13 protein-coding genes are annotated in these 18,795 nt (G+C 59.9%); 4 read left to right on the forward strand and 9 right to left on the reverse strand.

All coding sequences use genetic code 11. From position 1 onward, the window contains the following. Positions 1-140: 140 nt before the first annotated feature. Positions 141-734, forward strand: a complete 594-nt coding sequence (locus JK202_RS00420; RefSeq protein ID WP_211556979.1) for a DUF4339 domain-containing protein — start codon at positions 141-143, stop codon at positions 732-734. Positions 735-738: 4 nt separating this feature from the next. On the opposite strand, the gene JK202_RS00425 is transcribed toward JK202_RS00420, so the two are convergent. Continuing rightward, positions 739-1,779 carry a glycosyltransferase family 4 protein gene (locus JK202_RS00425; RefSeq protein WP_211556981.1) on the reverse strand — a complete coding sequence of 347 codons (1,041 nt, stop codon included), beginning with the start codon at positions 1,777-1,779 and terminating at the stop codon, positions 739-741. A 39-nt stretch (positions 1,780-1,818) separates the two neighbouring features. Continuing rightward, positions 1,819-2,358 carry a hypothetical protein gene (locus JK202_RS00430; RefSeq protein ID WP_211557399.1) on the reverse strand — a complete coding sequence of 180 codons (540 nt, stop codon included), beginning with the start codon at positions 2,356-2,358 and terminating at the stop codon, positions 1,819-1,821. Between the two features lie 166 nt (positions 2,359-2,524). Between JK202_RS00430 and JK202_RS00435 the strand changes: the two genes are divergently transcribed. After that, positions 2,525-5,227, forward strand: coding sequence for a pitrilysin family protein (locus tag JK202_RS00435; RefSeq protein WP_211556983.1), 2,703 nt, complete (start codon positions 2,525-2,527; stop codon positions 5,225-5,227). A gap of 152 nt (positions 5,228-5,379) precedes the next feature. On the opposite strand, the gene JK202_RS00440 is transcribed toward JK202_RS00435, so the two are convergent. From JK202_RS00440 to aroA, 6 genes are all read right to left on the reverse strand, one after another. Next, positions 5,380-6,408 (reverse strand): glycosyltransferase, encoded by a 1,029-nt coding sequence (locus tag JK202_RS00440; protein WP_249199485.1) that lies wholly within the window; start codon positions 6,406-6,408, stop codon positions 5,380-5,382. 48 nt (positions 6,409-6,456) lie between these two features. After that, positions 6,457-9,444, reverse strand: coding sequence for a glycosyltransferase (locus JK202_RS00445; protein ID WP_211556985.1), 2,988 nt, complete (start codon positions 9,442-9,444; stop codon positions 6,457-6,459). Positions 9,445-9,468: 24 nt separating this feature from the next. Beyond that, a complete protein-coding gene (locus JK202_RS00450) occupies positions 9,469-12,816 on the reverse strand; it encodes a glycosyltransferase (RefSeq protein WP_211556988.1) in 3,348 nt (1,115 codons plus the stop codon). 245 nt (positions 12,817-13,061) lie between these two features. Beyond that, on the reverse strand, positions 13,062-14,774 hold the full coding sequence (gene rpsA / locus JK202_RS00455; RefSeq protein WP_211556990.1) for a 30S ribosomal protein S1: 1,713 nt from the start codon (positions 14,772-14,774) through the stop codon (positions 13,062-13,064). A 254-nt stretch (positions 14,775-15,028) separates the two neighbouring features. Next, on the reverse strand, positions 15,029-15,670 hold the full coding sequence (gene cmk / locus JK202_RS00460) for a (d)CMP kinase (protein ID WP_211556992.1): 642 nt from the start codon (positions 15,668-15,670) through the stop codon (positions 15,029-15,031). Then, positions 15,667-16,995, reverse strand: coding sequence for a 3-phosphoshikimate 1-carboxyvinyltransferase (gene aroA / locus JK202_RS00465; RefSeq protein ID WP_211557410.1), 1,329 nt, complete (start codon positions 16,993-16,995; stop codon positions 15,667-15,669). The genes cmk and aroA overlap by 4 nt, the downstream gene beginning before the upstream one ends. Positions 16,996-17,167: 172 nt before the next feature. Here aroA and JK202_RS00470 point away from each other — a divergent pair, with 172 nt between their 5' ends. Then, entirely contained in the window at positions 17,168-17,497 is a 330-nt protein-coding gene (locus JK202_RS00470; protein WP_211556995.1) for a TIGR02300 family protein, read from the forward strand. Then, positions 17,469-18,032, forward strand: a complete 564-nt coding sequence (locus JK202_RS00475) for a hypothetical protein (RefSeq protein WP_249199486.1) — start codon at positions 17,469-17,471, stop codon at positions 18,030-18,032. Before JK202_RS00470 ends, JK202_RS00475 begins: the two co-directional genes overlap by 29 nt. A 4-nt stretch (positions 18,033-18,036) precedes the next feature. Here JK202_RS00475 and JK202_RS00480 read toward each other — a convergent pair whose 3' ends face one another. Next, positions 18,037-18,795, reverse strand: a complete 759-nt coding sequence (locus JK202_RS00480) for an SDR family oxidoreductase (RefSeq protein WP_211556996.1) — start codon at positions 18,793-18,795, stop codon at positions 18,037-18,039.

The following is an 18,795-nucleotide window of genomic DNA, read 5'->3' on the forward strand; positions in this document are numbered from 1 at the left end:
TTTCGTACGCGGCTCAAGGGCGGCAGGCTTTGTCTAACAGGATGGGTCTTGCCAAGCCCCCCAGAAGTCGTGAGAGACTATCCCGTTCAGGAACCAGCAGGAGCCGGAACGACGATGCCCCGCCGGGAAAAGGACGAACTGTGAGCTGGTTTTACGAAGACCATGGCACCCGCAAGGGACCCGTGTCTGCTGATGGGATGAAAGCCCTCGTTACGGAAGGCATTATCGGGCATGCCACTTTGTGCTGGACCGAGAGCTTCGGTGGCGAATGGCACCCGGCCGGAAGCTGCGTCTTCTGGCCACCCCAGCCCGAAGGCGTTCCCCCGGCGCTCCCCGCCAGCCTGATCTCAAACCGCTGGCTCTGGCTCAGTCTGGTTGGACCGTTCTTCGGCAGCACGGCCGTCAACATTCTTCTGAGCTTCGGCCTCGTGCCCGACATCGCAAGCAACATTGCCTCCATGGTCGTGAGCGTCGCCATCTTCTACGGCGCCCTCATCATGGACCGCCGCAGCCTGCTGGCCGCAGGCTTCCGCCCCGGCACGATCCTATGGATCCTCCTGCCGCCGCTTTATTTCTGGCGCCGCATCCAGATCGTGGGCCACGGCATGCTGCTTTTCTTCCTGTCGATTCTGGTGTTCCTCTGGGAGTTCGTCCCAACCGTCACGAATGGCTGGCACATCATACCCAGCGAAGGCCTCTCAAGCTACGTCTCCCGCCGTTACTACGAGCTGTAAGCGCTCAGCAGTACCGTCGATAAAACGCCTCGACCTTGCTCGCAGCCGCAGCAATCCGATAGCGCGACATGTTCCACTGGCACGGCGCAGCAGCTTCCAGCCGCTGTAGCCCCGACTTCAATGCTGCCAGACAGCCCGGCGCCACCAGACTTTCCGGTGCATCGGCCAGAATATCCGTCACTCCTCCGGCTGCCGTCGCACAAACCGGCAAACCGGCCTCCATGGCTTCCAGCAAAACCAGTCCAAACGGTTCATGACGGGAGGGCACGACAAACGCGTCGAACGCTGCCAGAAGATCTGGCATATCCGTGCGATACCCGGTGAAGATGATGTCCGGCCGGCCCTGAGCCGCCTGCTCCAAAGCGACACGTTCCGGACCATCTCCCACCAGAACAAGACGCGTCCCGGGCCTGAGATGCGCCTGCTTCCAGGCCTGGATCAGAAGCTGAAAGTTCTTTTCCTCTACCATCCGTCCGGCAGCCCCGATCACCACTCCACCATCGGGAATTTGCCACTCCTGCCGCATCCGCTGCCTCAGTTCCGCACGATATTCGCATGTGGAACGGGGCGGTACGGTCCAGTTAGGAATCAGGGCCGAAGTTTCACGCTGTCTGTCCGGCAGAGTATCGCGTTGCCATGACGCGATACAGACCAGCCCGTCATGGGTGCCGTAACTCCGACCACGATAGCAGGTGTGAAGCGTCGCAACGACCGGGATGGAGCCCGCCAGCCCGGCCAGACGCAGCCAGCTTGCCCGGGCGGATGCCCGACCAAGATGCGTATGGGCGATATCATGACGCCCGCTACGAAGCTCTGAAGCCAGTGCTGGAAGATATCCCGCAGCCCCGGCGCGCACGACTTTCACGTCAGGGCAGAGAAATCCGCTGATATCACCGCCTGTCAGCGGATCGACAGTGTTGCGATCCAGCAGAAGCGTGACATCATGGGTCTGCGCCTGAATGGCGGACAATTCCGCAAGATGACGCTCCGTTCCCGCAAATTCCCGGGTCGAGAGGCAATGCAGAATTCTCAGTCGGGATGTCACGCGCGTTTTCCTTGATGGGCGTGGCGAGGGAACTGAACGTCAGGAGTTGAGCCGACCTCCAGCGCCACCCCATACGCCCTCGATGACCGGGCCGCTTCGGTTAGACATACGCTGATAGGGGGGCCGTGGCTGGCAGGCCACGAGATAAAGGCCGACAGTAAACAGAAGCTGGGAAATCGTGGTCAGCTGGGTCACAAGCCAGATGAAGCCCGGCGCTCCAATCCCGCGAAAAAGCTGATAGGCCAGAAATGCCAGCGAGAGCAGCCGCATGGCCCGCAACAGCGGTCGCAGCGGGTTGAGCATCCCTGGTCGCACCATTGGCGCCGAACGCTTCATGCCCAGGAAGAACGCCAGACTGATGCACCAGATCAGCGCACTGTCGATCATATTGCCCAGACTGGCCCCAAACAGCAGCATCGGCAGCACAAGGGACAGCCCGTCCAGCATGAGAGCACCAAGCTGACAGCTCAGACCAAGGTGCAGCGCCGTCAGGCGTGCAGGAAGACGGTTCGCCACAGGCTGGAACAACCGGTCCAGCAGCCAGTCATCCACACGTGCAATGCGTTCAGGTAAAGTCATCACACACACTTTACCCGTCCTCACGCCCCCCTGCACATAATTTTTTCTTCATCCAACAGACCCGATACAGCCGGGCTTACGCACGATACACATGCTGGACAGAGACTGGCGCAACCGGTTTACTCTTTTGTGAAAACGCGTTTTTCCTCAGGAAAGTTCAGAACTCATGTCCGCACTCTCCCGTCTGTCCCGCCTGTCCCTGCTGGCAGCCACCATGCTGGCGCCTCCAGTGCTGGCGGGAGCCCATGCCGCGCCGGCTGTTGCCCCCACGACAAACGCAGCAGCTCCGGCAACGGTGACACGGGCGACGCTGTCCAACGGCCTGCGGGTGATTGTCGTACGCGACACACTCGCCCCGGTCGTGCAGACCATGCTGAACTACGAGACCGGGTCGGTGAACGCTCCCAAGGGCTTCCCCGGCACGGCCCATGCGCTTGAGCACATGATGTTCAACGGCTCGCAGACCCTGTCGCGCGACCAGCTCTCCACCATCAGCGCGCAGCTCGGCAACAACGACAACGCGGACACCACATCCGACGTCACACAATATTACTTCAAGGCCCCCACCAGCGATCTGGACGTCCTGCTGCGCATTGAGGCGGGGCGCATGCGCGGACTGAACATTACCGAAGCCGAATGGGCCCATGAGAAGGGCGCGATCGAACAGGAAGTCTCCCGCGACCTCTCCAGCCCGATCTACCGCTATCTCTCACAGATCCGCGCGGCCCTCTATGCCGGCACGCCTTACGAGCAGGACGCACTCGGTACGCGCCCATCCTTTGACGCCACGACTGCACCGCTGCTGAAGAAATTTTATGATTCCTGGTACGCGCCCAACAACGCCGTGCTGGTCATCACCGGTGACGTGGACCCGCAGGACACGCTGAAGAAAGTCGAAGCTGCATTCGGCAGCATCCCGGCCTCGACTCTCCCGGCACGCGGCACCGTTTCTCCGACACCCGCCAAAGCCCAGAGCATCGCCCTCGATACCGATCTGCCGATCGGGCTGGTCACGATGGCCTGGCGCATGCCGGGACAGCGCGACCCCGACTATGCCGCAACCACCCTGCTCGCCGATGCCATCAGCAGCCAGCGCGCCGCCCTGTTCGACCTCGTACCTTCCGGCAAGGCACTGGATACGGGCTTCATGTATGACCCTGACGCGCAGGCGGGGCTGGGCGTCGTCTATGCCGGCTTCCCCAAGGGCGCGAACCCGGATGGATTACGGGCCAATGTTGCCGCCATCATGGAGAGTTTCCGTACACACGGCATTCCGGCCGAGCTGATCGAAGCCGCACGCCGCAAGGAAATCGCCTCGCTGGAATTCAACGCCAACAGCATTTCGGGCCTTGCGGAAAGCTGGTCGCAGGCCGTTGCCATCCAGCACCTGAACGACCCGCAGGACATGCTGGCTGCCTTCCGCAGTGTGACCAAGGAACAGGTTGACGCACTGGCGAAAAAGCTGCTCGACCCCGCTCATGCCATCAGCGCAACCCTGACGCCGAGCCCCTCGGGCAAGCCGGTGGGCCAGAAAGGCTTTGGTGGCGCGGAATCGTTCAACACGCCTCCATCTGGCAAAGTCGCGCTGCCTGACTGGGCGCAACAGGCGCTCGCCCGCCTGACGATCCCGGCCGCAGCCCCCCTGCCAGCCGCCTATACGCTGTCAAATGGCCTGCATCTTCTTGTCCAACCTGAACATGTCAGCCACACAATCGAACTGATCGGGTCCATCCGCCAGAACGCGGACCTTGAACAACCTGCGGGACAGGAAGGCGTGGCGGACGTCACCGAACAGATGTTCCTCTATGGCAGCAAGACGCATGACCGTCTGGCCCTCGCCCGCGCGCTCGATGACCTTTCTGCCGATGAGGAGGCCGGGCCGTCCTTCTCGCTCAGCACCCTGACGCCAAACTTCGAAAAGGGCCTTGCCCTGCTGGCCGATCACGAGCTGAACCCTGCTTTTCCGGAAAAGGCGTTCCGCGTGACCCAGATGCAGGCCTCCCAGGCACAGGCTGGCGAGCTTCAGTCTCCGGGATACCGCTTCAGCCGCGCCGCCCGCAAGGCGCTGGTCCCGCCGCACGATCCCACCCTGCGTGAAGCCACCCCCGCCACGATCGGCAAGCTCACGCTTGCGGACGTGCAGGCCTATTACGCCCATGCCTATCGCCCGGACCTGACGACCATCGTCATAGTCGGCGACATCAGCCCCGAAGCCGCGAAAGCGGACGTGGAAAAGGCGTTCGGTATCTGGAAGGCCGTGGGTCCCAAGCCTGTCGTCGATCTGCCCGCAATTCCGCTCAGCCGCGCTTCGCAGGCCGTGGTGGAAGATCCGGGCCGGTCGCAGGATGAGGTCAAGCTGGTCGAGACTATTGGCATGAAAGTCACCGACCCTGACCGCCATGCCCTTGCCGTCGGCAACACGATCCTCGGGGATGGCTTCTCCTCACGCCTGATGCAGGACCTGCGTGTGAAGACAGGTTATGTCTATGGCGCCGGAAGCGGTTTTAACTATTCCCGCACCCGCAGCGGCTTCGGCATCACCTTCGGCGCTGATCCGGACAAAGTCGGGAAGGCCCGCGCGCTCGCCGTTAAGGATGTCGAGGCGATGCGCACTACTCCGGTCTCGCAGGAGAGCCTTGATCTCGCCAAGGCGTCGTTGCTCCGCAGCCAGCCCATGTCCCGCGCCAGCTTCAGTGCGCTGGCCGGCAGCTACCTGTCCCTGATCGCACTGGACCTGCCTCTCGACAGCCCGGCGAAGGCTGCTCAGGCCATCTACGACATGACTCCGCAGCAGGTGCAGGTCGCCTTCCGCAAGTGGGTCCGACCGACCGACCTGTCCCAGATCGTCATGGGTCCGCAACCGAACTGACCAGTCCCTTCCCGGGAACCAAAAAAAAGGCCGCGGACTGCTCCGTGGCCTTTTTTCATGCCTGACTGCTGAATCCAGACAGAAAAAAAGCCGGAGACATGCTCCGGCTTTTTCAGGTTCAGGCAGGGAAGAGCATCAGGTCCGACCGTACCTCAGCCGATCAGCCCCTCGTCCTTGAGCACACGCAGCGCATACTGGATCCGGTGCTGGTACAGATGTTCGGCTTGCGTCCGTGCCTGTGCCTTGCGGGCGATCTTCACGCGCAGCTCATTGTTGTCGAGATAGGTCGCAATCAGCCGCTCGAAATCCACCCGGTTGGAGAAGACCGGGATCTCGTCGGCGGAGTAATAGCGGCGGATCTCATGCGTATCCTCGTGAAACACCTGGAACGCCCCGGCCAAGGCAGCCTCGAACGTCCGTGGGCCCGGCGTGGACGGCGCAATGATGAAGCGCTTGTTCTCGAAGCTCAGTGAGCGCCCAAGGTTCAGAACCAGCTTGGAGCGCCGGTAGAGTTCCACAAGCTGTGACTTCTCGATCCGGGCGTCGGAAAACCCGATCCCCAGTTCACCCCAGCCTGGCCCGACAATCTTGATATTCAGATCACGCAGGGCCGGAAGGAGATTGCGCAGAATGTCTTTGCGGTTGGTGAACGCAACACCACAGAACAGAACATCAATGGTTTTTTCCGAATTATCTTCAATCTCGCCGTAATGAAGTTTCGGACTGGCCGCCAGCGGCAGGTGGAATACCCGCTCGCGCTGATAGAAATTATGCCCCCAGCGGTCACAGGAGAAAATGACGTCGAAATCGTCAGCGATGCGGTAATTCGCATCCTGCTCGTAGGGATCTTCCGTGGCCCAGAAGACCGTCACCGCACCAATCTTCTTTGCCTCGCGGCAGACCTCACCGAAATACGTACTTTCCGGAAGATAGGAGCCGATGGCGAAAACGATCGTCGGCTTGAGAATCCGGATGGAGCTGGCTGCGGCCGAAATATGGACGGCCGTGACATTATCCTCGCCAAAACAGTCCCCCCAGCCGTCCATGATGGACTCACGGATCTGGGCGTTGGCCTGGCTTTCATACCGGCCACCGCTGCACACAAGAACCCGTCCGCCCAACGCGGAAGCGCTGCTGGCATTTTCGGAGGATTCCACGATCGCTTCGTTGACTGCGTCCATAATGTCCCTGCTCTCCCCAAACTTTCCGAACCGGAGGTCTCCGGCACCTTACACAATGCAGCTCTGAACAATTTCCGACAGCGCCTGTCGAAAATGCACAGGAGAACAGTCCCGCTCGACCGCCGCGAGCGCACCTGCCCGCAGTGTCTCCCACAGTTCCCCATCCTGATAAAGTCGTGCCACGGCTGTTGCGAACGCCTGCGGGTCATCAGCGGGTGCAGCCAGAAGCTCGGCCCCGTTCACCCAGCCCAGCTGTTCCTGAAGCAGCGTCGTCACGACCTGCGGCAGGCCGTAAGACGCTGCCTCATGAATCTTGAAGGGAATTCCCCCAGCAAACCGTGTTGGCGCGACAAAAACCCGATGACGGTCAAACAGCTCGTGTGGATCTCCAACAGGCCCTACGATTTCCACCCGGCTGCTCGTTGAAAAGACCGTCATATCCACATCCGGCCCAACGAAGCCGGCGATCGTAAAGTGGACATCCGGCGGTAGAACGTCCTCCAGCAAAGGCAAAACGCAATCCACAAACCAGACAAGACTGTCATGATTGGGAGCACCTTCGTCATGGATTGCGCCAAAGAACAGGATGTTATGCCGGTCTCCGAACGGAGCTGGAGTTGGCCGGGGCTGGAGTTCATGCCCCAGCACCGCAACATTCTCGTAGCCCGCACGTCGCACGAGATCGGCATCATGAGCGGTCACCGTGATGATTTTCTGGCAGAAGCGGGCACAGTCCAGTTCCTGCTGGAGCATGTCATCAAAGCTGAGGTCCGGCTTTGGAAGCTTCAGAACCTGAATACGCTCAAGTGTGCGCGGTGTCGCAATCACTTCGGTGTCCAGGATCGGCGCGGGCGCCGGAAGATAGCGGCTTGATTCATTCAGCAAAGGCAGAAGCCGCGCCATATTATGCGTACGACCGATCCAGACCAGATCGTAATATCCAATGCGCTCCTGAATGAAATCCGCAAAGCTGGAAAGGTCGCGGTCCACGATCAGCTCCACCTTCTCCGGAAAGTCTCCGAACAGGTCGATGACCGTCTGATCCCGGGGGAGTATGGGAAAAACCGTGACCTGATATCCCAGCGCGGCCATCTCACGAATAATATCGTTGGATCGGACATACCCGGATCCAAGACGGCGCAGGGGAAGGCGATCCTCAATGAAAAGGATGCGCCTGCGCTGGCTGAGATGATGTTCGCGGCCGAGAACAGCATTGCGGACATGAGCAGGCTGCTGATGACGTAGAAAGTCGTGATGCAGCCGTGCAAAGGTTTTCAGGTTGCCGCGAATGAGGGCGTGAGACCCGGCGGCACCTGAACTCCCGAATTCCAGATGTTCGATGACCACGCTCGGATCATAAACGATCCGCATTCCGGCCTTGAGAATCCGGATACAAAGGTCAGCATCCTCAAAATAGGCCGGCATATACCGGGAATCATATCCTCCAAGACGACGCAGCAACGTGGTGCGAACCATCAGGAAGGCAGCCGAACAGTAATCAACGTCCCGTACAAAATTGGCGGTTGTCAGGTTTGGATCGTCTTCGCGCAGATAGCCGTAAGTTGCCCCGTCCCGCCAGATAATGGAGCCTGCTTCCTGAAGACGCATGTTCGTTCGAATCAGCTTGCCGCCGACTGCCCCGATATCAGCTTCAGAACGCAGGCGTTTCAGGGCATGGACAATCGCATCCGGATACAGGCGGATATCATTGTTCAGATACAGAACAAAGGGAGCTTCCGCCTTTTCCAGTGCAATATTACAGCCCTGGAGATAGCCGATATTGTGTCTGTAGCGCAGGATTGTCGCGCCACGTACCATCCGGCCGATATGACGCGTCTGGTCATGAGAGCCGGAGTCCACGAGTACGAGCTGAATGGCGCCAGCATAGTTTGCCCGCAGCGAGGCCAGAGCCTGCGCCGTCAGGGCGATCTTGTCATAGACAACCATCAGGACGCTGATTTCGGGGACACCATGAACCGTGAAATCAAGCGGATGCCGGACCAGAGACGGAAGAATGGCTTCGGCTTCGCGTTCAAACAGAAGTCTGGATTGTTCCTCGCTGATCTCGGGAATGGCAGTCAGAGCCGCCCGTTCCTCAGCCTGCCCCGTTCGACCGGCTACGAAATGGGCAAATGCACTGTCATAGAGACGATTGCGCACGTCATTACGCACCTGCACCTGCGCCATATGGGCGGCCAGATCCACAGTTTCCTGCGGAGCGCGGCCTTCATAAACGCCATGACGAACAAAATGATCATAACCGTTACGGAAATAGCCCTGCTCCAGCGAAGGCACCATATCTGGGTGCGCCTGCCTGTAGAACGCCTCTGAGAAAAACTCCTGGGGGTCAAAAAGGCCTGGTGTTTCATTCGTAAGATAATGGTGCAGGGCACTGGAATACTGGCCCGCAGCAATGGCCTGACGGACTTCCGGATATCGGGTCAGATACCAGACAGGATCGAAATACCACGATACGCGCCCGGCATCTGCGACATGAGCTGGCAGTCCAAGCCACGATCCGAACAATCCGATCCGGCTGTCAAAATAATCCGGGAATGTCAGTGCAAGATCCCGGCAGAGGTCATCATCGAAAAAATGATGCCCCCGGTAATAATGACTTTCACCGGCTTCCAGGTAATGGTCGTACCCATTGCGGAAGCCATGCTCGTTCAGGAAACGCTGTGTCAGTTCCGGATATCGACGGCGATACCCGGCTTCATCAAACAGCCAGTGTGGGGAATGGGTCCTGTACCCGGTCGCGATATAATGTTCAAAGCCCGAGACCCACTCTTCGCGTATCAGACCCTGACGCACATCCTTATGGGCATCCCGGTACCATATTTCGTCAAAATAGCGGTTGGGAGAGTGCCCATAGCGCTGGCCTGTCTGCAGGTAAAATGCATACGGCTCAACTTGCCCTTCTTCCTGCATCCAGTCCCGGACCTCAGGATAGCGCAACAGATACCATTGCGCATCAAAGCGAGCCCAACGGGGCTGACGTGTTTCTGAGAGCGGGACTGAAACGGTTTCGGACATCAGGGCAAGCCTCCCGCTCGCAGGTCAGGAAACGACTTTTTCTGCGAGTAGTCGCTCAGCCCGTTCGACATGCGAAGCGTTTACTTCGGCATGCTCTACAGACAGGATGGCTCCATTATCGAAGGTTACGGTGATATCGGTCATTCTTGATCCGAAAACATCTCCAATGACGTTCACCAGAATGAAGCGGTAGACACCGTCAAGCGGGCGGGCATAGCCTTCGCATGGCATGAACTCACCGCTGAAACCCACGCAGAGTGGTGCGTCGCGATAAACCTTTCCGACATCTTCCCGGGCGACCCGTTCGGCGGCAAAGAACACGATCTCGTTCCGGCTTTCCGAAACCAGTCCACCATAGACCTGACCTGCACGGGACAGATTCCGGAAGAACATCCAGCCCCTGACCGTCAGGGGCCCTGCCGGATTGAGCTCTGCCGGCGGATTGCCGATCAAACCGCTGAAATCATCAATGTAATATTCCAGAGCGCCAGACGTGCACGGATGCATCGCGTGCTTTCCGACGCCCGAAAGCTTCACGCCCCGCATCAGACCGTCGCTATGGGAAACACGGCGGAAATCAGAGAGGACAAGGTCGTTGGACGGCGCCGAGCGGATGATATTCCGGATCTGACCGCCTTCGACCTCAATCTGAAGAGTGGTGAGCTGAAATGCACCCTGACCGTTGATGACGTTGATCAGACCAATCCGGAAACGTCCCTCACACCACTTCCCACGCAGGGCAACCTTGCCTGAAAAACCGGCACGACGCGGCGCATTGACAAAGAGTTCGGCGATATCACCGCGTATCTCCCGCTGGCATTCAAGGAAGATCATGGTGCTGTCAGGATCTTCTCCCAGCAGAACCGTAAAGATCTGGCCAGCAGAGCTGACGCCCGGGATAATCATCCACCCGCGAATGTGAAATTCCGGCGCGCCCTCAAATGTCTTTTCTTCCACATCGGAAAAAACATGGTGACAGATATCATCAATATAGCATTCGGCCCCCTGAACGGAGAACCAGTCCGAAACCGTAACAGGCATCTCCACAGTCAGATCACGCGCGGTCGGAGGGTCGAAGATGTGACGCGGGGGAGCCTGATGGCGCCAGGAATTATGGGGCAGAAGATGAACCTGTCCGGCATCAAGACGAAGTTCCGATACACCCATTTCCTGACGGGGCGCGACATCGTGATAGAGCGTCAGAAGCGCATCGGCATAGTCACGCGCATGGGTCCAAAGTGCGGGGGTAATATTCTGCATGATCTGACGACGCACCGGCTCGGAAGAGCGCAGCAGTTCCATACGCTCCAGCACCATACTTGAGCGGCTGATTGGAACCTTGAAACCGTTGACACCGTCCTCGACGCGGTCTCCCAGCGCGCCGACATCGGTCACGATGGGAATGAGGCCATTCTGCCAGGCCTCGGACAGGGAAATGCAATATGTTTCCGGCCAGATCGAGAGATTCAGGGCGACATCCGCCACCTTCAGAGCCTCAATATCGCCCATGTCATAACGGCCGTAGATTTTGACATTCTTGCGCGGAACCGACGTCAGAACGGCTTCGTATTCCGGGTGCACATATCCGAAAATATGGAAGACGAAGTGATCCGGATGAGCGATATCGATCAGGTTAAGGATCGTATCAGCCCCCTTGGTTCTCAGGAAGTTTCCGACAATGGCAACGCCAAGCGGACGGTCTCCAAGAGGCTCATAGGGTTTCATCATGACGGGGACGGTATTGTCAGGACTGGGAATGCCCATCACGATGCTGCGCTTGGTATCGAGGACCGGATAGATCTCGTGAGTCAGATTTCGTGAATGCATTGTCCCGAACAGGATGGCGTCGACGGAATGTAGCATCTTGGCTACAAAGGCACGGCGGGTCTGCTCGCCGCCATGATCCACGTTTTCGGACGCCTTGAGCGTAATATCTGCTGCGAGAACGGAACGAACCTCGTCCTCGATATAGCGGATTTCATGGTTCAGAAGATTATAACGGGCCGAAACCAGCCAGAAATCGTGAGCTGAGAAAATAACCCCAGCACCGTTCGCTTTCGCAATGATCGGCAGTGACAAAGCATGATGGCCAAGGTGCTGAAAATGAACAAGATCGATGTTGTACTGACTGATGACACTGGAGAATGCCATTTCTTCCGGTGAGTCACACATCGCGTCCTGCCAGGGCACTTCCGGGACGTCAAAGCGCTCCAGTTCATGACCATTGGCAGTCGTCAGGCGGCAGAAATTTCCACGGCGCAGCCAGTAAAAGTACTCGACATCGCGCGACAAAAGTGTGCAGAGACCCAGCTGGTAAACTTCGACCCCTCCCCAGGCCTGCTCGTGAATTGTGGAATGAGTGCACATCAGCACACGGAGACGCCGCCGGCGATTCATAGGAGGCAGCGCCTCGGTGCGACGTCCGAAATCGGCTCCCGTAATGTCACGCATCTTCTCAAGGCGATGCTCATACAGGTGCTGCGAAACAACTGATTTCTGCGCCGCCAGTGCTGCGTTGCGACGCGTGCTTTTTTCCTGAAGCAGACGCGCAATCGCATCCACAACCTGATTGGCATCCCGGGCCAGAGAAATCCCATTAACGGTTTCGAAATGTTCGGCGCCCATGCTTTCCGGAGCCTCCACGACCTGCGCGGCACCCGCCAAGGCAAGTTCGAAGAAGCGCGGACCCGGTGCCGTTGCCTGACTGACGTCACCATGGCTGGCATAGTCACGGAACATGGTCAGGGTAACGGCACTGACATTCGCGAAATCAATGAAAGCTTCGTGGCTGATCGGGCGCTGGATAGCGAGTGCAGCGAGATCGGCTGGCAGAGGCGGCAGGAATTCGTTGGTCGGACAGACAAGTTTGAGACGCGCGTCAGGGAAGGCCGCAATAACCTTACGCAGGGTATGGACGCGATTGGGCCACATCGTTCCCGCGAAAAAAATATCATATTCCAGCTCGGCAGCGGGGAGAACGCTGCGTTCGTGAATGGACGGGCTGGCGGCGAGGGGAAGATAGTGGCCCTTACCGTGATAATATTTGGCACATGACGGATCGTTCGTGAAAACGTAATCGAAAAGCTCAGCGTTTTCGACGTTGAAGTCCCGCATGAACGGGTCTTCGAAAGTCCAGAGAATCATGGTTTTGAACGCCGGACGGACTCGGCGGATCAGAGGCAGGTTGATGCGTTGCGCATCAAGGCAGATCAGAACGTCATGCTCGCCAGTAGCGGCGATACCAGCCAGGCTCATGTTGTCTGCAACAGCAACCTGCTCTTTCCCGAAAAGAGCCTGGGCAGCCCGCTGCACGGCTAAAGTCAGATAGGAGTTGGGATTGTGGGTATAATTCGTATTGTAAATGACCGCCATCAATCTCTTGGGCTCTAACGCCCACTCCCATATGCAATATTGGTCCGTCGCCCTGATTTAAACGGGCCGCGCCCTCTAATCACGACATTTTTGTATTAGTGCACCTTCTTGTGTAGCGGATGGCGCCGTCAAGCAAAAGCCCGCCGTGAAAGAATGAATTTTCCATAAAAAAAGGGCCGCCGAAGCGACCCTTTTCATCCTCGTCCGAGAGAGGAAACCCTCCCCCGGCTCACCAGAGCGGAAGCTCAGGCGTCCGTGTTACGGCGACGGATGGCGGCACCAAGGATATCACCCAGGGACGCGCCCGAGTCAGAAGACCCGTACTCGTTGATGGCCTGCTTGTCTTCCTCGACCTCACGGCCGCGGATCGTCAGAGCCAGCTTGCGCGATGCGCGGTCGACGGAGACGACCTTTGCGTCAACCTTCTCACCGACTGCGAAACGCTCCGGACGCTGCTCGGCCTTGTCACGGGCCAGTTCGGCGCGACGGATGAAGCCCTGGAGGACGTCGTCCACCTTCACTTCGATACCGTTGCTCTGAACAGCCGTCACGACGCAGGTGACAACAGCACCCTTCTGGACGCGGGACAGGGTGTCAGCGGCCGGATCTTCCTGAAGCTGCTTGATACCGAGGGAGATACGCTCCTTCTCGGGATCCACATCGAGAACCTTGGCCTTGACGATCTGGCCCTTCTCGTAGTGGGCCATGGCTGCTTCGCCAGCTTCGTCCCAAGAGAGATCGGACATGTGAACCATGCCGTCGATGTCTGCGGAAAGACCAACGAACAGACCGAACTCGGTGATGTTGCGGATCTCGCCTTCGATGATCGAACCGACCTTGTGCTCTTCCTCGAACTGCTCCCACGGGTTGCGCTGAACCTGCTTGAGACCGAGGGAGATACGACGCTTGCCGCTGTCCACGTCCAGAACCATGACGTCGACTTCCTGCGAAGTAGCGACGATCTTGCCCGGGTGGACGTTCTTCTTCGTCCAGGACATCTCGGAAACGTGCACAAGACCTTCGACGCCCGGCTCCAGCTCCACGAATGCACCGTAATCGGTGATGTTCGTGACGCGACCCGTGAAGCGTGCACCAGCCGGATACTTGATGGCGACGTTTTCCCACGGATCAGCTTCAAGCTGCTTCATGCCGAGGGAGATACGCTGCGTGTCCGGGTTGAAGCGGATGACCTGCACGCGAACCGGCTGACCGATCTGCAGAGCTTCGGACGGGTGGTTGATGCGCTTCCAAGCGATGTCGGTGACATGCAGGAGGCCGTCAACGCCGCCGAGGTCAACGAACGCACCGTAATCGGTGATGTTCTTGACGACGCCGTCGAGGATCATGCCTTCCTTCAGGCCCTGGATCAGCTCGGAGCGCTGTTCCGCACGGGTCTCTTCGAGAACGGCACGACGCGAGACAACGATGTTGCCACGGGCGCGGTCCATCTTCAGGATCTGGAACGGCTGAGGCTGGCCCATCAGGGGTCCAACGTCACGAACCGGACGGATGTCAACCTGGCTGCCCGGAAGGAACGCCATGGCGCCGCCGAGATCAACCGTAAAGCCGCCTTTGACGCGACCATAGATCGTGCCGTTGACGCGCTGGTTGTTGCCGAATGCACGCTCCAGGGCGGTCCATGCCTCTTCGCGGCGAGCCTTCTCGCGCGACAGGACGATGGAGCCGTCACGGTCTTCGTAACGCTCGACATAAAGCTCGACAACGTCGCCCGGCTTCACGTCCGGGGCAGCGCCGGCCGGACCAAATTCCTTGAGGGAAACGCGGCCTTCGCTCTTGAGGCCAACATCGACGATTGCGAATTCGTCGGTCAGGCGGACAACGCGGCCGGTGACGACGGAGCCGTCAAAGCCTGTGTCGCGGCCCAGGGTCTCATCGAGAAGGGCTGCAAAATCCTCAACGCCGTGATCGGCCATGGGGGTCTGAGTGGCTGAAGCCATGTAGATACTATATTCCCGGACGCCCGTTCCGTTGTCGGAGCGGATGTCCACGTCTGCGCCAGATCCATGATGGACCGGACGGCTCCCCGCTGCCGATGACCGGTCAGATCGGGTTGTTGGATGTTTGATCTGCCTGCAAGACGCAGAACAGACCATCCCCCTCCCCTTCCGGGGCTGGCGATACGGTGCACCAACACCCTGCAAGGGCGCGGTGTCAATAAAAAAAGGCGTTTTTTGGGTGCGGTTGCGTCTGGTCAGTTTCGCGTTTGCCGCAAGGCCACGGTTTCGCATGCCTTATCAAGGACCTCGGCGGCGGAAAGCGTATCGGTCTCGATCAGCACGGCGTCGGGAGCCTGAACCAGCGGGGCGGTTTCACGCGATGAGTCGCGCTCGTCCCGCGCCACGAGCTCGGCCACCGCAGCCTCCAGCGCAGCCCCTTCCAGCGGAGTCTCTCCCTGGACCTGATGGTGGCGGCGCAGGGCGCGGGTACGGGGGGAGGCCGTGATGAAAAACTTCACGTCTGCATCGGGGAACACGATAGTGCCGATATCCCGTCCATCGACGACCGCACCCGTTTCGGACGCGAAAACCCGCTGCCGTTCGAGCAGCGCCGCGCGAACTTCAGGTTGCGCGGCCACGAGAGAAGCTCCACGGTCGATCTCGGGAACGCGCAGATCCGTGCGGGCCAGATCCGCCTGTTGCAGGGCCTGTGCCTCGGCGGAAGCATCCCCCGCCGGGTCCAGACCTGCATTCACCATCCGGCGGGCCACGGCGCGATACAGCAGACCAGTATCGAGATACGGCAGACCCAGCTTCGCGGCGAGCGCCTTGGCGAGCGTCCCCTTCCCGGCTGCGGCCGGACCATCAACGGCAATGATCAGCGGACGAGCCGTCACGCCACCAGTCCTGCGCCGAGGGCGTTCATCAGGTCCACGAAACCCGGGAAACTGGTTTCGATGAAGGCGGTGTCGTCCACGCTCACGGACTTCTGGGCGGCCAGACCGAGCACAACGGCACTCATGGCAAGGCGATGATCCATATGGGTCTGGACCATACCCCCACCGAGCGGACCGCTGCAGCCCTTCACGATCAGATCGTCGCCGATCACTTCGGTCTCGGCACCGTTCACGTTCAGCAGCGCCACCGTGGAGGCCAGACGGTCGCTTTCCTTCACGCGCAGTTCTTCCAGACCACGCAGACGGGACGCGCCCTCGGCGAAGGCACAGGCCACGGCGAGAACCGGGTATTCATCGATCATGGACGGCGCACGCTCGGGCGGGACATCCACACCCTTGAGCTGGCTGTGGCGCACATGCAGGTCACCAACCGGCTCACCGCCTTCGACGCGCTCGTCCTCAATGGAGAGGCTTGCCCCCATCTCGATCAGCGTCGTGAACAGACCTGTGCGCAGCGGGTTAAGACCCACACCCTCGATCCAGATATCCGAGCCCGGCACCAGCAGGGCGGCGACGATCGGGAAAGCTGCGGAGGACGGATCGCCAGGAACAATCACGTCACGGGCCGTCATTCGGACCGGGCCGGTCAGGGCGATTCGGCGTCCGCTGGCATCAAGGCGGGAGACGTCCACTTCAACACCGAAATGGCGAAGCATGTTTTCCGTATGATCCCGGGTGGCGACAGGTTCTTCCACGACCGTCGTGCCATGGGCGTTCAGACCAGCCAGCAGGATGGCAGATTTGACCTGCGCGGACGCAACCGGAAGGCGATATTCGATCGGCTTTGCGTCGCCCGTACCGCGGACGGCCATGGGCAGGCGACCACCCTCTCGGGTCAGGAATTCAGCGCCATTGGCCGCCAGAGGAGCCGTCACGCGGCGCATCGGGCGTGAGCGCAGGGAGGCATCGCCCGTCATGACGCTGTTGAAAGCGTGGGACGACAGGATGCCGGACAGCAGGCGCGCGGCCGTGCCGGAGTTGCCCATGTCCAGTACATCCGCAGGCTCGGTGAGCGCGCCCACGCCGCGACCCTCAATGATCCAGTCCGCACCATCACGCGTGATGGTGGCGCCGAGTGCGCGCATGGCATCAGCCGTCCGCAGCACGTCTTCTCCCTCAAGCAGGCCGGTCACATACGTGCGACCGGAAGCGAGAGCGGCGAGCATCAGCGAGCGGTGGCTGATGGATTTGTCACCCGGAACACGGGTGCGGCCGGAAAGTCCCTTTGGGGACGCGGAGACGGTCAGGGGGCGCGAGACTTGCATGATGATGTTCTTGCTGGGGTGTCCCACACCTGTCAATCACCTCGTGAATCATGCCGCAGCGGCGCAGTCATGCGCCAGAAAACTGTCAGGAATCATGCTGCGGGATTTGACAGGGGGCGCACAAGCTGGCATGGCCGCGTTCCTTATTCGAGGCATTAGCAGGCTCCGCACAATGGCAAAACCCGAACTTGGTCTGAAACGGACATGCGTTGAATGCAGCGCCCGCTTCTATGACCTGAACCGCATCCCTGCGGTGTGCCCGAAATGCGGCACGACGCAGCCGGACGATTCCCGTCTCAAGCGCAGCGAAGTTCCGCTGCCTGAAGAGAAGGATCCCAAGCCCAAGGCCGCAGAACTTGAGGACGATGTGGATCTGGAAGTCGCCGAAGACGAGGACGACGATGATGTAATCGCTCCGGACGATGATCTGGACGATGACGACGACGATCTCAGCAATGACATCGAAGTGCCGAATGACAAGGACGATCGCGACGACCACTAAGGTCTTCTGCGCTGTTCTTCTGGCGGCACTGATGAGCGGCTGTTCTGATCCGGAAGGCGTTTTCGCCCCGGACAGCGCAGCCGTTCGCGCATTCAGGGCCCGGCTCGACAGCCAGCCCAGCGCAACGGCGGTGCTTCAGGCCCGCTGCCCCTCCCCGATCCGCGTGCTGCGCCTGAGCGTGGACCGGCCGGTGACGGAAGATATCCTGACATTATTACAGGTCACCGAGACCCATCAGGTCACGACGCGGCATGTCCGACTGCTCTGCGGCGAGACCGTGCTGTCGGATGCCTGGAACTGGTATGTGCCCGAACGGCTTTCCCCCGCCATGAACACTCTGCTGGAACAGACTGACACGCCCTTCGGCCGGGCCGTGCAGCAGACAGATTTCCGGCGCCAGAAACTTGAGACCCGATTCCCGGGTGCGGCTTCAGGAATTGTTCTGGAAAACCGCGCCCTTCTGCGGCGCGGCAGTGATAACGCGCCGATTTCGCTCGTTGTGGAAGACTATCTTCCGGCCGCAATCCGCCCCTGAGATTTCAGGACGCGGGCGACCAGTTCAGATGCTGTCCGCCATCCAGAGCCAGCATCTGCCCCGTCACGGATGGCAGGGCGAACAGCGCGAGGGTGGCCTGAGCGATCTCCTCAGGTGAGGAGCCGTGCTGCAGCGGTGTCCGGGCGCACATGCTGTCAAAATGCTCCTGGCTCTGACGCACGGCTGGGAGGACAGGGCCGGGCCCGATCGCGTTCACCCGCACCCGTGGCGCAAGTGCGAGAGCCATGGTCTGCGTCAGGGTCCATAATCCCGTGCGGGACAGTGTGTAGCTGACGAAATGCGGCGTCAGGTTCCAGACACGCTGGTCCAGCATGTTCAGAATCAGCCCCTCCGCCCCTTCGGGAAGCGCCTGCGCCATGGCCTGCGAGAGGACGAAGGGCGCGCGCAGATTGGTTTCCAGATGCAGGTCCCAGCTTTCGCGGGTCACACTGCCCATTTCGTCGCGGATGAAGGCGGACGCATTGTTGATGAGGAGGCCTACCGGCCCGAGTGCAGCTTGGACACGAGGCAGAAGCGCTGCGACTTCCTCTTCGCATTGCAGATCCGCCTGTACGACGCAGCCTTTGCCGCCGATGCGTTCGAGCAAGGCCTCGGCCTCGCCTGTGCTATAACGGCAATGAATGGCGATCACAAACCCCTGTTCCGCCAACATCTCCACCAGAGCCGCCCCGATGCGGCGCGCGCTGCCCGTGACGAGGGCAACACGGGGGACGCGCGGCGGAATCCGGAAGGGCGACACCAT

The organism is Gluconobacter sp. Dm-62, from assembly GCF_018256155.1.
GTDB lineage: Bacteria > Pseudomonadota > Alphaproteobacteria > Acetobacterales > Acetobacteraceae > Gluconobacter.

Coding starts and splice junctions, on each gene's coding strand:
- JK202_RS00430 (WP_211557399.1), bottom strand. CDS start 2,358: ATGACTTTACCTGAACGCATTGCACGTGTGGATGACTGGCTGCTGGAC.
- JK202_RS00435 (WP_211556983.1), top strand. CDS start 2,525: ATGTCCGCACTCTCCCGTCTGTCCCGCCTGTCCCTGCTGGCAGCCACC.
- JK202_RS00440 (WP_249199485.1), bottom strand. CDS start 6,408: ATGGACGCAGTCAACGAAGCGATCGTGGAATCCTCCGAAAATGCCAGC.
- JK202_RS00445 (WP_211556985.1), bottom strand. CDS start 9,444: ATGTCCGAAACCGTTTCAGTCCCGCTCTCAGAAACACGTCAGCCCCGT.
- JK202_RS00450 (WP_211556988.1), bottom strand. CDS start 12,816: ATGGCGGTCATTTACAATACGAATTATACCCACAATCCCAACTCCTAT.
- rpsA (WP_211556990.1), bottom strand. CDS start 14,774: ATGGCTTCAGCCACTCAGACCCCCATGGCCGATCACGGCGTTGAGGAT.
- aroA (WP_211557410.1), bottom strand. CDS start 16,995: ATGCAAGTCTCGCGCCCCCTGACCGTCTCCGCGTCCCCAAAGGGACTT.
- JK202_RS00470 (WP_211556995.1), top strand. CDS start 17,168: ATGGCAAAACCCGAACTTGGTCTGAAACGGACATGCGTTGAATGCAGC.
- JK202_RS00475 (WP_249199486.1), top strand. CDS start 17,469: ATGACAAGGACGATCGCGACGACCACTAAGGTCTTCTGCGCTGTTCTT.
- JK202_RS00480 (WP_211556996.1), bottom strand. CDS start 18,795: ATGGTGTCGCCCTTCCGGATTCCGCCGCGCGTCCCCCGTGTTGCCCTC.